General features: G+C 48.7%; 16 protein-coding genes. All 16 read right to left on the reverse strand.

Going from position 1 to position 17,400, the window contains the following annotated elements:
* Positions 1 to 209: 209 nt before the first annotated feature.
* The gene (locus CR205_RS19650) at positions 210 to 440 is read right to left on the reverse strand and encodes an anti-sigma-F factor Fin family protein (RefSeq protein WP_110521858.1); all 231 of its coding nucleotides are present in this window, start codon (positions 438 to 440) and stop codon (positions 210 to 212) included.
* A 305-nt stretch (positions 441 to 745) separates the two neighbouring features.
* Positions 746 to 1,303, reverse strand: a complete 558-nt coding sequence (pth, locus tag CR205_RS19655) for an aminoacyl-tRNA hydrolase (RefSeq protein ID WP_110521891.1) — start codon at positions 1,301 to 1,303, stop codon at positions 746 to 748.
* Between the two features lie 152 nt (positions 1,304 to 1,455).
* Positions 1,456 to 2,109 (reverse strand): 50S ribosomal protein L25/general stress protein Ctc, encoded by a 654-nt coding sequence (locus CR205_RS19660; protein WP_110521859.1) that lies wholly within the window; start codon positions 2,107 to 2,109, stop codon positions 1,456 to 1,458.
* Positions 2,110 to 2,254: 145 nt separating this feature from the next.
* Positions 2,255 to 3,205 carry a ribose-phosphate diphosphokinase gene (locus CR205_RS19665; RefSeq protein WP_110521860.1) on the reverse strand — a complete coding sequence of 317 codons (951 nt, stop codon included), beginning with the start codon at positions 3,203 to 3,205 and terminating at the stop codon, positions 2,255 to 2,257.
* 72 nt (positions 3,206 to 3,277) lie between these two features.
* Positions 3,278 to 4,651 carry a bifunctional UDP-N-acetylglucosamine diphosphorylase/glucosamine-1-phosphate N-acetyltransferase GlmU gene (gene glmU, locus CR205_RS19670; RefSeq protein WP_110521861.1) on the reverse strand — a complete coding sequence of 458 codons (1,374 nt, stop codon included), beginning with the start codon at positions 4,649 to 4,651 and terminating at the stop codon, positions 3,278 to 3,280.
* 253 nt (positions 4,652 to 4,904) lie between these two features.
* Positions 4,905 to 5,198: a septation regulator SpoVG gene (gene spoVG / locus CR205_RS19675; protein WP_110521862.1), complete on the reverse strand. Its 294-nt coding sequence runs from the start codon at positions 5,196 to 5,198 to the stop codon at positions 4,905 to 4,907.
* Between the two features lie 448 nt (positions 5,199 to 5,646).
* On the reverse strand, positions 5,647 to 6,390 hold the full coding sequence (fabG, locus tag CR205_RS19680) for a 3-oxoacyl-[acyl-carrier-protein] reductase (protein ID WP_110521863.1): 744 nt from the start codon (positions 6,388 to 6,390) through the stop codon (positions 5,647 to 5,649).
* Positions 6,391 to 6,551: 161 nt separating this feature from the next.
* On the reverse strand, positions 6,552 to 7,853 hold the full coding sequence (locus CR205_RS19685) for a GntP family permease (protein ID WP_110521864.1): 1,302 nt from the start codon (positions 7,851 to 7,853) through the stop codon (positions 6,552 to 6,554).
* A 24-nt stretch (positions 7,854 to 7,877) separates the two neighbouring features.
* Positions 7,878 to 9,455 (reverse strand): acyl CoA:acetate/3-ketoacid CoA transferase, encoded by a 1,578-nt coding sequence (locus CR205_RS19690; RefSeq protein ID WP_110521865.1) that lies wholly within the window; start codon positions 9,453 to 9,455, stop codon positions 7,878 to 7,880.
* Positions 9,456 to 9,772: 317 nt separating this feature from the next.
* Positions 9,773 to 11,851: a sigma-54-dependent Fis family transcriptional regulator gene (locus CR205_RS19695; protein WP_110521866.1), complete on the reverse strand. Its 2,079-nt coding sequence runs from the start codon at positions 11,849 to 11,851 to the stop codon at positions 9,773 to 9,775.
* Positions 11,852 to 11,979: 128 nt separating this feature from the next.
* On the reverse strand, positions 11,980 to 13,158 hold the full coding sequence (locus CR205_RS19700) for an acetyl-CoA C-acetyltransferase (protein WP_110521867.1): 1,179 nt from the start codon (positions 13,156 to 13,158) through the stop codon (positions 11,980 to 11,982).
* Positions 13,159 to 13,505: 347 nt separating this feature from the next.
* Complete coding sequence (gene purR, locus CR205_RS19705; RefSeq protein ID WP_110521868.1) at positions 13,506 to 14,321, reverse strand: pur operon repressor; 816 nt, start codon at positions 14,319 to 14,321, stop codon at positions 13,506 to 13,508.
* A 77-nt stretch (positions 14,322 to 14,398) separates the two neighbouring features.
* Positions 14,399 to 15,265 carry a 4-(cytidine 5'-diphospho)-2-C-methyl-D-erythritol kinase gene (gene ispE / locus CR205_RS19710; protein ID WP_110521869.1) on the reverse strand — a complete coding sequence of 289 codons (867 nt, stop codon included), beginning with the start codon at positions 15,263 to 15,265 and terminating at the stop codon, positions 14,399 to 14,401.
* Positions 15,266 to 15,480: 215 nt separating this feature from the next.
* Positions 15,481 to 15,669: a small, acid-soluble spore protein, alpha/beta type gene (locus tag CR205_RS19715; protein WP_110521870.1), complete on the reverse strand. Its 189-nt coding sequence runs from the start codon at positions 15,667 to 15,669 to the stop codon at positions 15,481 to 15,483.
* Between the two features lie 295 nt (positions 15,670 to 15,964).
* Positions 15,965 to 16,225, reverse strand: a complete 261-nt coding sequence (gene veg / locus CR205_RS19720) for a biofilm formation stimulator Veg (RefSeq protein WP_110521871.1) — start codon at positions 16,223 to 16,225, stop codon at positions 15,965 to 15,967.
* Positions 16,226 to 16,473: 248 nt separating this feature from the next.
* A complete protein-coding gene (gene yabG, locus CR205_RS19725) occupies positions 16,474 to 17,346 on the reverse strand; it encodes a sporulation peptidase YabG (protein WP_110521872.1) in 873 nt (290 codons plus the stop codon).
* Positions 17,347 to 17,400 lie beyond the last annotated feature (54 nt).

Below are 17,400 nucleotides of genomic sequence, written 5' to 3' on the forward strand. Positions count from 1 at the left end.
CCTGTCTCTATTGGTTCCTGCGCTCTTCAGCTTTTACAAATCATTTCGCCGCAGGCTGTTCCTTTCTGCGGGCACCGCTCCAGCCTTGCAAGGTCAAATCCGTCTGCCTGGTTTACTTTAATCCTTTTGTATTTATATTCTAGTGAATTTAAAAAAGGACGGTAACAGCAGAAAAACGCTTTGGCTTTACAGCCAAAGCTCTGCCTTCTCTAATGGAGAAAGGATTCGTACTCATGATAATCAGGATGGTCGGCAAGTGTCTGCTCACAGTTTTCACAAATCGTTGTTACATGAAGATCACCACGGGAATCACATTCAATCATGTCGTTGCGCTCGTCCTCTGTCAGTTTGTCAAAACCAAGCTGCTCTGTATCGGCAACCCGTTCACTAATCGATCCCAGCCTCTGCTGACAATGACGGCACTGGTAATGAATAGCCATCTTCATCCTCCCTCACAAGCCTGTTTAGACATATGCATTATTAGTATGATCAACAGGAGGACCGGCTATTCGCTTACAGATAGTAGTTTTCAGTTTGATTTTTCGGAAGGCTGCTGCTTATTTCGCTTCAGGCGGACGGTTTCAACGGGCGGGGCCTCAGCCTCCTCGGAAAGAACACTCTCCGGGGTCTTCTGCTCCTGCTCATCCCGCCGGAGTCGCCGCATTTCGCACCATAAATCAAATTAGTTCACTCGTGTGTCTCCCAATTGATCAGCCAGCCTGTGATTGAAACATATCCAGGGATCTCAGTTAAACTGGTTCATGACCTGATTGAACGGTTCCTTCGTCCAGGCCTCACACGCCTCTGCTGCTTTTTCCAATGCTGTATTCACGTCTTCGCGCTCATCAGGGGCGAAACGGCCGAGAACATGATCCGTTACAGCCTGTCCGTGATCAGGCCGGCCTACACCAACCCGGATGCGTTTAAAACGATCCGTTCCCAGGTGCTGAATTAAGGACTTCATGCCATTATGACCACCGGCTCCCCCTTTTTCACGAAGTCTGATTTTACCGGGAGCCAGGTCCAGGTCATCGTAGACGACGAGAATATCTTCGGCTGTCATTTTGTAAAAGTTCATCAGTGGTACAACGGACTCTCCTGACAGATTCATATAAGTCAGCGGTTTAAGCAGAAAAATCTTCTGATCTCCCATACCTGCAGAACCGTATACACCTTTAAATTTATTCTGGGAAAGGGAAATATTAAGTTTGTCCTGACAACGGTCAATCACATCAAAGCCTACATTGTGCCTTGTACCGTCGTATTTGGGGCCGGGATTTCCCAGTCCAACGATCAGTTTCATCTTCAGGTCCTCACTTTCTTCTTCAACAGAGCGGTTGAACCATTTTTTAAAAAACATTACGGCCTCCTCTTTATCTGCACCTCAGCTGTAAAGCTGCTTCAAGGCGAAAAGAGGCATAACCGGATCGGTTATACCTCGTCATGACGTACGGGTTATTTTGACTCTTCGTTTTCTTCGCCTTCGGATTCTTCTTCTGCTCCAACGAGTTCAGGCTCAGCGCCTTCTTCTCCTTCAGGTGCTTCCTCTTCTTCAGGCTCTTCTGTAGGAGGAAGAACAGATACGACCACTTCTTCAGGGTCGTTGTTAAATTCGAAGTCGCCAACGCCTTTAATGTCCTTAACCTGAATCGAATCGTTGATTTCAAGGTTGGATACATCAAGATCGATGGAATCCGGAAGGTTGGCAGGAAGGGCACGTACTGAAAGCTCGTAAGCCGCCAGCTGAACAACGCCGCCGTCCTTGGCACCCTGCGCTTCCCCTTTAAGGTTAACCGGGATATCAGCATCGAGTTCACTTTTCATATCTACGGCATAAAAGTCGATATGAGTAACCTCGTTTTTAATGTGGTCCATCTGCATGTCGTAAATCATGACATCAAACTTTTTACCGTCTTTATCGAGTTTAAATACGCTCGTTTTACCTACTTTACGGTATGTTTTGATGAATTCAATCTCATCTACCGTAACCGGAGTGGACTCCAGCGTCTTTCCGTAAAGCACGCCTGGAATGCCCCCTGACTGGCGAATTTTATTGAGTCTTGAACCTCGTAAATCCTTTCGGTCTACTGCTTGCAATGATGTTGCCATGTCTAGTCACCTCATCCTTTTCGTCTCAGTATAATGTTTTACCCAACTTTGAATGATTTGAAACCAAACCCTGGTTAATGATTGCTGTTCTCTCTCAGGTGTGTTCGCTTTAACAGGGATCTGTTAATCCGGCTGACTGAACGAATTAATCAAACAGCTTGCTCACGGAACGCTGCTCGTGTACATGGATGATCGCTTTGGCGAGCAGTTCACCGACTGAAAGTGTCGTTACCTTCTCAGTTTTCTTCTCTTCCGGAAGATTGATGGTGTTGGTAACCACAAGCTCCTTGATTTTTGAGTTCTCAATCCGCTCCATAGCCGGCCCGGAAAGTACCGGGTGCGTACAACAAGCGTACACTTCTTTTGCGCCGGTTTCAACTAATGCGTTAGCCGCAAGCGTCATCGTACCGGCAGTGTCAATGATGTCATCAATGATAATCGCTGTTTTTCCTTCCACGTTACCAACGATGTTCATGACTTCCGCCACGTTCGGTTTCGGACGGCGCTTATCAATAATGGCAATTGGCGCCTTCAGGCGGTCAGCCATCTTACGGGCTCGGATTACGCCCCCGTGGTCAGGTGAAACAATCACCACGTCATCGAAGTTTTTCGACTCGAAGTAGTCTGCAAGAATCGGAACTCCGACAAGCTGGTCAACCGGAATATCAAAGAAGCCCTGGATCTGTGTGGCGTGAAGATCGAGTGCAATGACCCGTGTCGCCCCGGCTGTTTCAAGCAGGTTTGCCACAAGCTTCGCTGTAATCGGCTCTCTTGAGCGTGCTTTCCGGTCCTGCCGGGCGTATCCGTAGTACGGCATCACCACATTGATCGTTTTGGCAGAAGCTCTTTTAAGAGCGTCAATCATGATCAGCAGTTCCATAATGTGTTCGTTGGCCGGAGAAGACGTGGACTGAATCACATACGTGTCACATCCACGAATGCTTTCTTCAATGTTGATTTGAATTTCTCCGTCACTGAAGCGGGATACAGAGCTTTTTCCCATCTCAAGACCGATATGCTCGGTAATTTCATGTGCAAGTTCCGGGTTTGAGTTCAATGTAAATACTTTCAGCTTACCGTTGCCGTACTGTGCCATAAGTGCACTAACCCCCATAATGGAATGATATTGGGCTTTCGCTGCCCGTTTACCGATCGCGCACGACCGCTGTTATTTTTTGTTCATCTTCTCTGTTACATAGTTTTCCTTAACGGTCTGACGCTCCCGGGCTATGGCCAGTGCTTCACCTGGCACATCATCGGTAATCGTTGAACCAGCTGCCACGTAGGCTCCCTGCCCTACCGTGACAGGGGCAATCAGGTTGGAATTACAGCCGATAAAGGCCCCGTCTTCAATTTTCGTGAGGTGTTTGTTCGTTCCGTCATAGTTGACAGTAATTGAACCGCATCCCACATTGACGCCGTCTCCAATCTGGGCATCTCCCAGGTAGCTGAGGTGGGAGGCTTTGCTCCCTGTTCCCATAGACGTTTTCTTAATTTCCACGAAGTTTCCGATTCTGGCATCATCACCGATGTCGGACTGCGGACGGATGTGGGAAAACGGACCGATGGCTACGTTCTTTCCGATCTCGCTGTCATGGACGACAGACTGTTTCACTGTCGTCCCACTGCCAATACGGGCATTTTTAATTTCAGTATGAGGACCGATGACACATTGATCACCGATCACCGTCCCGCTCTCAATTACCGTTCCGGGATAAATTACCGTGTCTTTCCCAATCGTCACATCAGCCTGAATGTAGGTGTTGGACGGATCAATCATACCGGCACCGTTTCGCATATGCTCTTCATTGATACGCGTTTGCATAACCTGCTCAGCCCGGCTTAACGCAACCCGGTCATTGACGCCCATCGTCTCATCAAAATCAGGAGTTTGCCATGCCCCTATGCGCTCACCTTTTTTCTGAAGGATCTCAATAACGTCCGGCAGGTAGTACTCTCCCTGAACATTGTCGTTCGTTACCTCGCTGAGTGCTTCAAAGAGGGCTTCATTATCAAAACAGTACGTTCCTGTATTGATTTCCTTTACGTCACGTTCTTCAGTATTGGCATCTTTATGTTCTACAATTCGTTTCACTGCGCTGCTTTCGTCCCTGATCACGCGGCCGTACCCTGACGGATCTTCCGCTTTTGCTGTCAGAACTGTCGCTTTCGCACCTTCTTTTTCATGAAAATCAAGAAGGGCATCAATTGTTTTTTCTGTTAGAAGAGGCGTGTCTCCGCACAGCACAATTGTGGTTCCTTTTTCACCCGCAAGTAAAGACTCTGCCTGCATGACGGCGTGTCCTGTTCCGAGCTGTTCTTCCTGCAGCACGTATTCTGCGTCAGCGCCGAGGCGTTCTCTTACCATCTCTGCCCCATGGCCGGTGACAGCAATCGTTTTTTCAACGTTACAGCCTTTGAGCTGGTCGACTACATGCTGAACCATGGCTTTCCCGCATACGGGATGCAGCACTTTGTACAAGTCGGACTTCATTCTTGTTCCTTTACCTGCGGCTAAAATAACCGCGAACCGTTTAGACATACAATACCTCCAGGGTGCGTTTTTCCACTAATGAATATATCCTAAAACCGGCGATTTTTCAAGGTAAGGTGATAGATTACGAGGTTTTGCGCAGGCCTGGTGCAGAAGGGATCGGGATTTGGGGTCTGATCAGAGGAAAGTATTTCTAAAAAGGGGGTCGCACTTCTCCGGAATTGGCATTGCGCCGTCCGGACACAGCACGTAAAAAAATAACCCGACCGTCTGAAAGGCCAGGTTATCAGCATTCAATTTTTTACGAAGCACCTGCTTCTTCGTACTCCACTTCTTCTTCAGCACCGGCCCGCTCGTACTCCGCCAGAACAGCTGACTGGATCTTTTCGCGGGTACCAGAGGAAATTGGATGGGCAATATCACGGAATTCCCCGTCCGGCGTACGCTTGCTCGGCATGGCTACAAACATGCCATTGTTTCCGTCGATTACACGAATGTCATGCACGACAAACTCCTCATCGATGGTAATAGATGCGATGGCGAGCATACGACCTTCCGTATTCACACGGCGAAGTCTCACATCTGTTACTTCCATATCTGTCACCACCTTTAGCGTTAAAATAAATTCTTAACTTACATTTTCAACACCAGTTGGAAAAATCCTTCTATTTTTTTAGAAAAATATAAAAATTGAAAACGCTAACGTCTGTTATCATAAATAAAGACACTTTAAGAAAAAAAGCTCTTTTCGTAAAGATTGTTGCTTTAACCAGCTTTAATTTAGTAGCGAAAGGCCGCGACTCCTGCGGGAAAAGCAACAACGAGCAACTACATCACGAATAGGCTGCGAGTTGCTTCGACGCATGTACCTCGGAACTGGACTGGAAGAGGAAGAAGCAGAAAAGTTCCCGAGGAGGCTGCGTTGCCCGCGGAAAGCGTCGGCCTGCAGCGCAGAAAACAACAATCTATCCGAAAACAGTCAAAAAAAGACCCGGCCTTCCTGTAAAACCGGGTCAAATTCCTACTATTCATTTAGGGATGATCTAAAGAACAACGCCGCCATCGACACTGAGGATTTCTCCTGTGATGAACCGGGCTTCATCGGAAGCGAGGAACAGGTAGGCATTGGCGATATCTTCAGGTACAGCAAGATCCTTGAACACAGACTTGTCTTTCATAATTCCGAGAACCTTTTCAGGCATCTTTTCTGTCATAGGCGTGAGAACAAAACCAGGTGCTACAGCATTTACCCGCACGTTGTAGCGGCCGAGCTCTTTTGCCCATGTTTTGGTCATCCCGTTCACGCCCCATTTAGTGGCTGCATAGTTCGTCTGCCCGAAATTGCCGTATGTGCCGACAACAGAAGAAGCGTTGAGAATGACACCGCCATTCTGCTCTTTCATTTCTTCAGCTGCTGCCTGAGCAACATTGAAGACCCCTTTTAAATTCACATCAATGACCCGGTCCCACTGGGATTCTTCCATTTTCAGAAGCTGGGCATCAGCCGTGATCCCGGCATTATTAACGAGAATATCCACCCGGCCGTACAGTTCTTTTGCCTCCCGGATCATTTCCTGTACCGACTCACGGTCTGTCACATTTACTGTTTTTGCGGCCGCCCTGCCCCCGGCTGATTCAATTTCCCGAACCACCTGGGCAGTATCTTCTTCATTTAGATCTGCGGCAACAACAGCTGCTCCCTCCTGTGCGAAACGAATAGCTGTCGCCCGTCCGATCCCTCGTCCGGCACCGGTAATAACGGCTGTTTTATTATCAAGTCTTTTCATGGATATAACGCTCCTTTAAGTGATGGTTTAGGCGTAAATCAGCAATTGACTTTCACAAAGATTAAAGAAAGTAAGTATACCTCTTAGTCAGAAAATCTCTATTATGCGCAGCGGATGGCGTTAAGTGGAGCTTTGCTAAACTAACGGAAGGGTATACTTATTTAAAGAATACCGAATACAGGATAAAGGGTGGAAACAAGAATCGCCACGAACACCGAGGCTACCGGAATGAGTACACCGACAACGAAGATGTCCTTGTACGATTCCTTATGACTCATACCTGTAATGGCAAGCAGGGTTAATACCGCCCCGTTATGCGGCAGGGCATCCAGTCCCCCTGAAGCAATGGACGCAACCCGGTGAAAGGCCTCAGGCGGAATCCCTGTAGCCATTGAAATTTCATAATACCGGTCCCCGAGTGCTTCAAGTGCAATCCCCATTCCCCCTGAAGCGGACCCTGTAGCACCGGCAAGGACGTTGATCGCCGCTGCCTGGGAGATAAGCGGATTACCGGGCACACTCAGCACGAGCCGGGTAAGATCTTCAAAACCGGGAACAGCCCGGACAACTGAGCCAAAACCGACTGCGGCACTCGTATTAATAATGGCAATAACCGATCCGCCTGCACCGCCGTTGATGGCTTTTGTGAATCCGCGGAATTTCTGGATGTTTAAAAGCATAATTGCCACGATTCCTGCAATAAGAGCGACCACAATATCCCAGTTAAAAATGTTCAGTGTAAAGACGACAATCACCAGAGGCAGAAATGAAAGCGCAACGTGGGGAATTTTGCCCACTTCTTCTTCTGTTACCATATTCTTGTCTTTTGGTTCCGTAAAGACTTCTCCTGCAGCAACAAGTTTTTTCTCACGCCAGCGGAGATACAGATAGCCCCCCACCGCCATAACAACGGCAGCTGAAATCCCCATGACCGGCGCTGCCATCGCCGTTGTAAAATAGTACTCGGTCGGGATCAGGTTCTGAATCTGCGGCGTTCCCGGAATGGCCGTCATGGTGAACGTAAACGCTCCAAGTGCCACAGTTGCCGGCATCAGCCTTCTCGGGATGTTTGCTTCTCTGAACAGCGCCAGGGCAAGGGGATAAACGGCAAATACGACAACAAACAGGCTTACCCCGCCGTAAGTAAGAACGGCAGCAGAAACGAGTACCCCGAGGATTGCCCGCTCTGTTCCAATGACTTTCGTCAGGGCAGTGGCCACACTCCGGGCCATCCCTGTATCCTCCATGAGCTTTCCGAAGATTGCCCCAAGCATAAATACGGGGAACCACGTCTTAGCAAAGCCGACGAACCCCTCCATATACGTACCTGTGTATGCTTCCAGCAGATCAAGCCCTCCGGTTAGTGCGACAACCCCGGCTGCAATCGGCGCAACCCAGATAATGGACCATCCGATATACGCCAGAAACATAAGCAGTGCCAAACCTAGAATAATACCAAACATTGAAATGTCCTCCTCTCAGTCTTTTTATTTCATCACGGCATCAGGTCTGCTGAAGGCATGACCGAGACCGATCTTTTCATCTCTGAAAATAGCGGCATCCATCGGCTTCAGTTCATCTGAGATCACCGGTTCAAAATCCATCTGGTCAAGAATGTCCCTTTGCAGGTCGGTACCAGGTGCAATTTCTTTCAGTACGAGGCCGTTGAGCCCGAGTTCAAATACTGCCCGTTCGGTCACATACAGAATCGGCCGCTTCAGCTCTGATGCATACGGGCCGCTGAAGGTCACCTGTTCCACCTCACGGATAAACTTTTTGATTTTTCCTTCCTGGATAATCTTTAATTCCCCGTCCGCGACCTCCACTTTCAGACCGCCTGCTGTAAAGGAACCGCAGAAGACAACCTTCTGTGCATTCTGTGTAATATTGATGAATCCGCCTGCTCCGGTTACTTTCGTACCGAACTTGCTGACATTAACGTTTCCATCCTGGTCAAGCTGGGCCAATCCGAGAAAAGCGAGATCAAGTCCGCCCCCATCATAAAAGTCAAACTGGTAGGGCTGATCGATAATCGCATCCGGATTGGTGGAAGCACCAAAACTTAATCCTCCAGCCGGAATACCACCGATCGGTCCGGATTCCACTGTGAGTCTCATATCAGCGATAACGCCTTCCTCACTGGCTACCGACGCCACCCCTTCAGGGACACCGATACCAAGGTTGGTGATGGCATTCGGAACCAATTCCATTGCCGCGCGCCGTGCAATCACTTTCCGCTCGTTTAAAGGAAGCGGTTTCAATTTATCCAGTGACACTTTGATTTCACCGGAATAGGTGGGATTATAATGCTCGGCAAACGTCTGCATGTGATTGGCAGGTTCCGATTCAACAATGGCATCCACAAGAATTCCCGGTACTTTTACCATCCGCGGGTCCAGTGTGCCGCTCTCCACCACTTTTTCCACCTGCAGCAGGACGACCCCGCCGGAATTTTTCGCCGCCTGGATGATGGAGAGAACCTCCAGGCTCGCTGCTTCCTTTTCCATAGTGGCGTTTCCAAATTCGTCAGCGTATGTGGCACGGATGATGGCTGCATGAATCGGAAATGTATTGTAAAACAGATATTCCCGTCCGTTAAATTCCATAAGTTCAACGAGATCCTCTGTTGTTTCCTCATTAATTTTACCGCCGTCATTCCGGGGATCTACAAACGTCCGCAGCCCCACATGGGATATCGTGCCGGGCTTTCCTGCTGCAATATCCCTGAACAGGTGGGTGATGACTCCCTGGGGCAGGTTGTAAGCTTCGATTTTATTCTCAATCGCAAGCTTCTGAAGCTTTGGAGCAAGGCCCCAGTGTCCACCGATAACTTTTTTTACAAGCCCCTCATGTCCCAGATGATTAAGGCCTCGGTTCTTTCCGTCTCCCTGTCCTGCTGCATAGACGAGGGATAAATCGTTTGGTGCCCCTTCCTCAAGAAAGCGTTCTTCAAGTGCTTTCGTTAATTCCTCCGGATGCCCGTTGCCGACAAACCCGCCGGTTGCCACCATGGATCCGCTTTCAATTTTACTTACCGCTTCTCTCGCTGACATCACTTTGCTCATAAACGTTCCCCTCCGGTATCAAATTTGTCTCACCTGCAGTGAGATATGTGATACCTGACTGTTAATGCAAGAACGGTGCCAGTTCTGCAGGACGCTTTTCTTCAGAAACCGCCTCTTTATGTATGCGCTTTCTTTTTTCAGCCTGCAGAACTGTTCGGAAAAACTTACACTAATTAAAGTGCTCTCATATTAGTTGTCAGAAAGTACGGACACTTACCGGTTTTTTTCGAATGGGTGTTAAATTAATCTGACACTTTGTGTTTTTTCTCCTTTTTTACCCTGAATTCCACAAAAAAATCTCAAAGAAATCTTTGAGATTATAATTGATAACGTGCTATTTTTTCGTAAAGGGCTGTCCGGCTGATTTCGAGTGACCGGGCTGCCTTCGATTTGTTGCCCTTCGCATATCTTAGCGCATCCGTAACCGCTTTTTTCTCTGCTTTCTGCAGCTGCTCCGCCAGCGGTGCTGGACTTAACGCTGCTTCAGCACCGGTTATTTTTTCAGGGAGGTGCGGCAGACTAATCGTCTCATAGGAATTAACAACGTTAATTGTCCGTTCAATCACGTTTTCAAGTTCCCTTGTATTGCCGGGCCAGTTATAGGCAGCGAGGGCATTCATAGCTGCTGCGTCAATGTGCCTTACTTCTTTCCCAAGCTTGGCAGATAGTTTTTTCAGAAAGTATGGAACGAGAACGTCAAGATCTTCAGGGCGGCTTCTGAGGGGCGGAATCTGAATTAAAAACACATTCAGTCTATAGTAAAGATCGAGTCGGAAGTCCCCGTCCTGAATCATCAACTCGAGATTCCGGTTCGTTGCCGCAATCACCCGAATGTCCACAGAGGAGGCTGTTGTTGCGCCTACCTTTTCAACTTCGCGCTCCTGAAGCACTCTCAGAAGTTTTACCTGCATATGGATCGGAAGCTCCCCGATTTCATCCAGAAAAATTGTCCCTCCGTCAGCAGCTTCAAACTTTCCTTTTTTTCCGCCTCGTTTCGCACCGGTAAAGGATCCTTCTACGTAGCCAAAGAGCTCTGATTCAATCAGATCACTTGGAATCGCCGCACAGTTGACTTTCACAAACGGCCCCGGTGCACGGGAACTGGCATTGTGAATAGCGTGGGCAAAGAGTTCCTTTCCCGTGCCGCTTTCCCCGAGTAGAAGCACGCTTGATTGTGCTTCGGCAGCTTTGGCAGCCAGATCTTTCGCTTTCTTCCACGGCTCGCTCGTGCCGGCAAGCTGTTCAAAATGATATTTCGCCCGGTTGCTTTCACTCCACTCCCCCCGGTAGGAGGCAAGCTCTTTCTCGAGACTTTCCAGCCGCTTTTTAAGGGCCTTAAAACCGCCGAGATTCTTAAAAAGCACCTTTCCAACCGCTCCGACGAGTTTGCCTTTCTTGAAAATCGGCAGCCTGGTGGCAATCATATAGTCTCCTTTGATCGGCTGAATATCAGCGATTTCCGCTTTACCGGTCTGCGCCACAATATGCATGCGCGTATGGGTAATCACATCCGTCACATGGCGGCCGACAATCTGATCGACTTCCATTTCAAGAAAATCAGCATATTCCTGACTGATCATTGTAATAATCCCATGCTCATCGACAATAATGATCCCGTCGTAGACAAGTTCAATAATCGCCTCCATCTGCTCCGCTTTTTCCTTCCAGCTTTCATCATCGGCAGAGACAGGGGTAAGACCGGAGCGTGAAAAACGGAGCACGTAACAGGCTTGATTGTCATCAGGGATACTGAGCTTCTTTTTTCTGACATAAAGCCGGCAGTCAAGATAAAGAAGCGAGTAGTTCTCCTCGTCCGCTCCGTCATAAAGGACATCGTTAAACTGTTCACCCTGTAATACGGCTTCAAGCTGGCTGCCTGCAAGCTCAACATTGTCCTCCTCAAACAGGCGGCCGGCCTGCTCATTGGCATAAACAATCTCCTGCTGACTGTCCACGATTATAATCCCCGCTGTTGCCGTGTCCAGTACCGACTGATAAAGCTTTTCTGTGTGCCGCCATTTTGACTCGAGGAAGGTAAGCCACTCGTCCGGGTGCAGAATCCCCGAAAGTTCCTGTCTGTCATTTACAACAGGAAGTGAGGAAGGCTTCCATTTAAGCTTATGCAGCGGGTCTTCTGTTTCGTGGACGGTTGTGAGGTTTCTGCCCATAATTTCCCCGACTTTTGTTTTCGGCGGCAGTCCCTTCATCATCGCGGTCATCAGCGAATCACCTGAAAGTGTACCCACGACTTGACTGCTGCTGTTTACGACCGGTGCATCAGCATCTTTCATGTGATACATTTTCCCCGCCGCCTCCTGAATGCTTTCGTCTGTTTTCAGTACCACGGCCGGCTTTTTCATTGCCGCTTTCGCAGGATAGAATCTTTTTGTATCCACTGCATTCCAGCCTCCTGTATTGTCTTTGTAAGAGGCTGTCACCAGCCTTCAATGTTCGTTCCGTACCCAGATGCTGAAATCAGTATAGCAAAGAGGAGACCTATAAGTCAGCCTCCTCCATATGCCCGTTACCGCGATACAATTAAAGAGGTGCCCTGACCTCCGCCTACGCACAGTGTCGCCAGCCCGTGTTTCACATCTCTTTTTTTCATTTCATAAAGAAGTGTCACGAGAACACGTGTACCTGACGCTCCAATCGGATGCCCAAGGGCAATGGCTCCTCCGTTTACGTTGACCTTCTCCCGGTTAAGACCGAGATCGCGGGCTACACTGAGTGACTGTGAAGCGAATGCCTCATTGGCTTCAATCAGATCCAGATCATCTACAGTCAGACCGGCACGCTGTAAGGCCTTTTTAGTTGCCGGAACAGGCCCGTATCCCATGATCTCAGGGTCGAGTGCGGCATGTCCGTAGGAAGTAATTTCAGCAAGGGGCTCAATGCCGAGTTTCTCCGCTTTTTCTGCTGACATCACAACAACCATCGCCGCTCCGTCATTTATACCGGAAGCATTGCCCGCCGTCACGGTTCCGTCTTTTTTAAATGCAGGTCTCAGTTTTGCCAGTTTCTCCAAAGTCATCCCATGCTTTGGAAATTCATCGTCCGTTACAACAGCCGGCTCTCCTTTGCGCCGAGGAATTTCTACGGGTACGATTTCCTCAGCAAACCGGCCTTCTTTCTGTGCAGCTTCTGCACGATTCTGGCTTGTGAGCGCAAAGTCATCCTGTTCCTCCCGTGAAAGATTCCACCTTTTAGCGATGTTTTCAGCCGTGATGCCCATATGCATGCTGCCGAAGGCATCCGTTAGACCGTCATGCAGCATGGTATCAATCATTTTACCGTCTCCCTTCCGCTGTCCCCACCGGGCCGATGGGAGAACATACGGCGCGTTGCTCATGCTTTCCGTCCCTCCGGCAAGCATAACGTCTGCGTCACCAAGAGCGATAAACTGGGCTGCCATACTTACCGAACGAAGGCCGGATCCGCACAATTTATTAATTGCCATAGCCGGTACTGTGTCCGGCAGACCTGCCCCTACCGCCACCTGACGGGCAACATTCTGACCCAGTCCGGCTGACAGGACATTTCCGATTACTGCATCTTCTATTTCCTCAGGCCGAATGCCGGCCCGCTCTATTGCTGCTTTAGCTGCGATTACGCCCAGTTCCACCGCTGTTTTTTCACTCAGGGCACCTGCAAAACTTCCAATTGGTGTACGTGCTGCACTTGCAATGACAATTTTCCGCATTGTTTATTCCTCCTCATATTTTCGTTCACCTTTACTACGCTGTATTATCATGCAAGACCTATGCCAGCAGAAGCAAGTGAAGTGTCCGGAATTCCTTACAGTCTGTGTGAAAAGAGCCTAATTGAAAGGCTCTGTTAAAGTTTAATGTTGATTTAATCAAGTTGATTGGAACGAACAAGCGACACTCCTGCGGGTACAGCACCGACGGAAGACCCCGCATGGCGATTTTCCCGAGGAGGCTGAAGTGGTGCCCGCGGAAAGGGAGCGCAGTGAGAGAAAATCAACAACTGACTTTAACAGAGCCAATTGAAAAAACTCCGTCCCATATAAGGTCCGGAGTTTCATATTTAATCGTGTATATTTCCCACTTCCACTTTGATTCTGCTTCCTCGCTCATCGACCTGGGAGAGACGCGTGAGTGATACATAATCCTGCACGAGAGGTTCTTCGGCATGTGTTGCCTCGGTAAGAACACCGATGCCTGCAACCGTGGACTGAAACTCGTGAACGAGATCCATCATCCCCCGGACAGTGCCGCCCGCTTTCATAAAGTCGTCGATAATAAGCACATTTGAATGGGGCTTCAGACTGCGTCTGGCAAGGGACATCGTCTGGATCCTTTTTTTCGAACCGGATACATAATTTATGCTGACAATCGAACCTTCTGTAATTCTGTGCTCATGGCGCACGATGCTGACAGGAACATTCAGATGCCCGGCAACCGCATAAGCCAGAGGGATTCCTTTCGTGGCCATCGTCATGACGGCATCGACCTGGGCGTTCCGGTAATGGGACGCAAAGATTCTGCCAATCGCCTGAACGAGAGACGGAGCTCCGATAATGTCCATCATATACAGGTAGCCTCCGGGAAGCAGCCGCCCCGGATCTTCCAGTTTTTCGCACAGGTCTCTAAGAATCTGCCCGCTGTAATCGCGGCTCGCAGAAGGAATATACACGACCCCTCCAGAGGCACCCGCTGCCGTCTCAAGGCTTCCGATGCCTCTCGACTCAAAGATTTCCTTAATGATGGACAGATCTTCACTGATGGATGATTTAGCTGATTCGTAACGTTCTGAAAAATAAGTTAAGGGTACCTGCTGGTGCGGATGCTCCATCAGATAATGTGTCATATCGACCAGCCGGCCGCTTCTGCGAAATTTCATCGAGTACCTCCGTGTAAAAACCGAATATTTTAATGTAAATATATCATTTTCATACGGATTTTACAAACCGACTCTGTTCACAGATGATGTTTTGCTCCGAGAAGGCGTACGACAAATACCTGGCTGACAAAACCCTTCAGTCCATTGTAAATCCGGTCGGCCCGTGACTGATTCTGAAGAAGAGCATAGACGGTCGGTCCGCTGCCGCTCATCAGAACACCTTCAGCTCCAAAACTTCTCACACGTTCCTTCAGACTTTTCACTTCCGGATAAAGTCCAAACGTAGCGTCTTCCATGGCATTTCCGAGCCCTTCACAGATGCCGCGGAAATTCTTTTCTCTGATTGCCTTTACGACAGCAGCAGTATCCGGATGTTTCAGATGATCCAGATCAAGCTTGCCGTAAATGTCCTTCGTTGAGGCTCCCATCGGCGGTTTGACGAGAACGACCCAGCACGGAGGAGGCGATGGGATGTGCTCAAGCTTTTCCCCCCGTCCTCTGGCTATAGCCGTTCCGCCGTAAACACAGAACGGCACATCCGAACCAATTTCTGCTCCCAGCTCCGCCAGTTTATCGATCGTCGTTCCCAGCCTCCATAATCGGTTCAGCCCTCTGAGGGTGGCTGCAGCATCAGTGCTGCCGCCTGCAAGCCCGGCAGAAACAGGGATATTTTTTTCAATAAAAATATGTACACCTGCTTTTACACCAAACTCGGTTTTAAGCAGTTTGGCTGCCTGGTATGCAAGGTTCTGCTCATTTCCCGGCACAAACCCCTTATCCACGTCAACGCTGATCCTGCCGTCATCCCTGAGAGTCAGGTGAATCCGGTCGGCAAGATCGACCGTTGTCATAATCATTTCCACCTCATGATAGCCGTCATCCCGTTTACCAAGCACATCAAGAGTCAGATTAATTTTTGCGGGCGCTTTTTCAATAAGATGCATCTTTTCCACCTACTTTAGTTCCGTTCTTTCCTGCTTCCGCTATTTTACCACTCCTTGCAGGAACCGACCAGTTCCGACATGAAGCAAATATCACACGTTAGCCGTTCAGAGACAGAATGTCCTATCAGTATGACCGTAATCAGACCGGGACTTAACATTAAAGTACTAAATAGGACCGGGAAATGCTTCCCGGTCCTGCCGCCAAACGTATCTGATTAGTGTCGGTTTCGGTTCTCTTCTGCCATGCGCTGCTCGGCCATTTCCACGGCCCGTTTTACCATATTGCCGGCATCTTTTGATCTGATGCCTCCCCAGCCCTGCTTTTGAACGGTATCATAGAACCCCAGTTCTTTTGCCAGCTCGTTCTTAAAGCCTTCTGACATGGTACCTCGTCTTCTTCCCATCACGTCCACTCCCTTTCATCCGGCGGCGTTTTTATCATTCCCGGCCGCAAGAGCAGGCATGAAGGGAAGCGGAATACAATTTGTGGAACGAGGCCGGGAGTACAGACGAAAACAGACGTCGCTTCAGACTCCTCGGAAGAAGTAATCCTCCTGGCTCCGCTGCAAGCCGTACGTTCGCATGCAGCTTAAGTAGACAAAATAAAAAACGATTATCCAAAAAAGGATCCAAGATCGTTCCCTTGGACGTTTTTTTGAATAATCGCCGGTGACGCACCTGAAGCAGGTGATGTACACTCTATACAGATTCAGTAGCAGTTTCTTCTTCAGGCAGTGATAGCTGAACAGTATCTGTCAATACATCAGTGTAGCTGTAGGATACTCGTTCAAAAGCGTTGGCATCCTGATCGAGCTTGATAATAAACACGGAAGGATAGGTTCCTTCAAGAAGGCCGGATCGTTCGATCGTTTTCCTTCTTCCACCATTTGCCTTAATCGTGACTCGTTTGCCGACATTTTCGTCAAGCGTACGCTTGATTTCAATCAACGTTTTTCCCATACACTCCACCTCACTGTATATACAATAACACCATTCGACACAATTGTCAAATTTAATAAAACTTAAAATTATAACAACCCGGATGATGTATGTCAATTGCCGTTTTTCAGGACATAAAACGCCATAAAAAACGCCTGAGGATAGTTTGTGCAGTTCTCACATTTTTATGTAAATATGCATCCAAACCCTGAATTTCTTAAGATAACAGCCGAAAAGAGCTCCAGGACAGCACCTGCAGCTCACTCGTATTATTCTTCGTATTCTTCCTGTTCAACCGGGATCCCTCTTCTGAGCTTTCCGGTTGTTTCAATGCCGCCCATTCCCCGCTCTCCGGTCAGGGTATGCTTGAGCAGATCCCACAGTCCGACACGGTCCATGAAAGGTGTAAGGCTTACTTTTGCCACAACATACACAGGGTCAAGCGCGTGGATATTAATCCGTTCCGGAGAACTTGCAAAGTTGGCCCCTGCTCTTAATATAGCCTGAAAATAAGACTGACAGGCACCGGCAAAGATGACGAGATTGTCCATATAAGGCACTACTTTTCTCGCTTCTTTTACAGCGTCGATAAAGTATTTAGAATTGCGGTAGGCTTTCAGTTCATCTTTCCCACCTTTATTTTTCATGTATGCATCGTGCCCCGTAATCACGAGAATATCCGGCCTTACCATTTCAAGAAGAGAAGCGACCTGAAGTGGCATTTCCTTTTCCGGGATGGAGACCCCGTAAACAGGCACACCCAGCCGGTCATACACAGCCGTACATTTTTTCAGATATAGCGGGTCCCCATCGATATGAAGAATCCGGCCGGGCAGCTCAAAAAAAGCATGCTTTTCCGTATAGCCTGAAGTAATTTCATATTCGGATTGCTCACGTATGAGCTTACGATCCTGACGAAACAACTGATAGCAGCTTTCTTCTTTTTCCTGAAAAACTTTCGTATGCTCCTTGCGCTGGGCTTCTTCCATAACGACAAGATCTGTGACAGGTGCATCTGCCACAAGGCGCATTTCTTCCCCGAATAATTCAGCCGTTGCCCCGTTTACCGCAATGACCCTGAACAGGACATCACAGTTGTAGGACGCTCTGCCAACGATCTGACCGACTTTAATCCCCTGCATGACAAACGCCTCCTCACACGATAACGTATGCGTAAGAAGGCGTAACAGTGCCTG

Origin of the sequence: Alteribacter lacisalsi (assembly GCF_003226345.1) — a bacterium.
GTDB classification, from domain to species: domain Bacteria; phylum Bacillota; class Bacilli; order Bacillales; family Salisediminibacteriaceae; genus Alteribacter; species Alteribacter lacisalsi.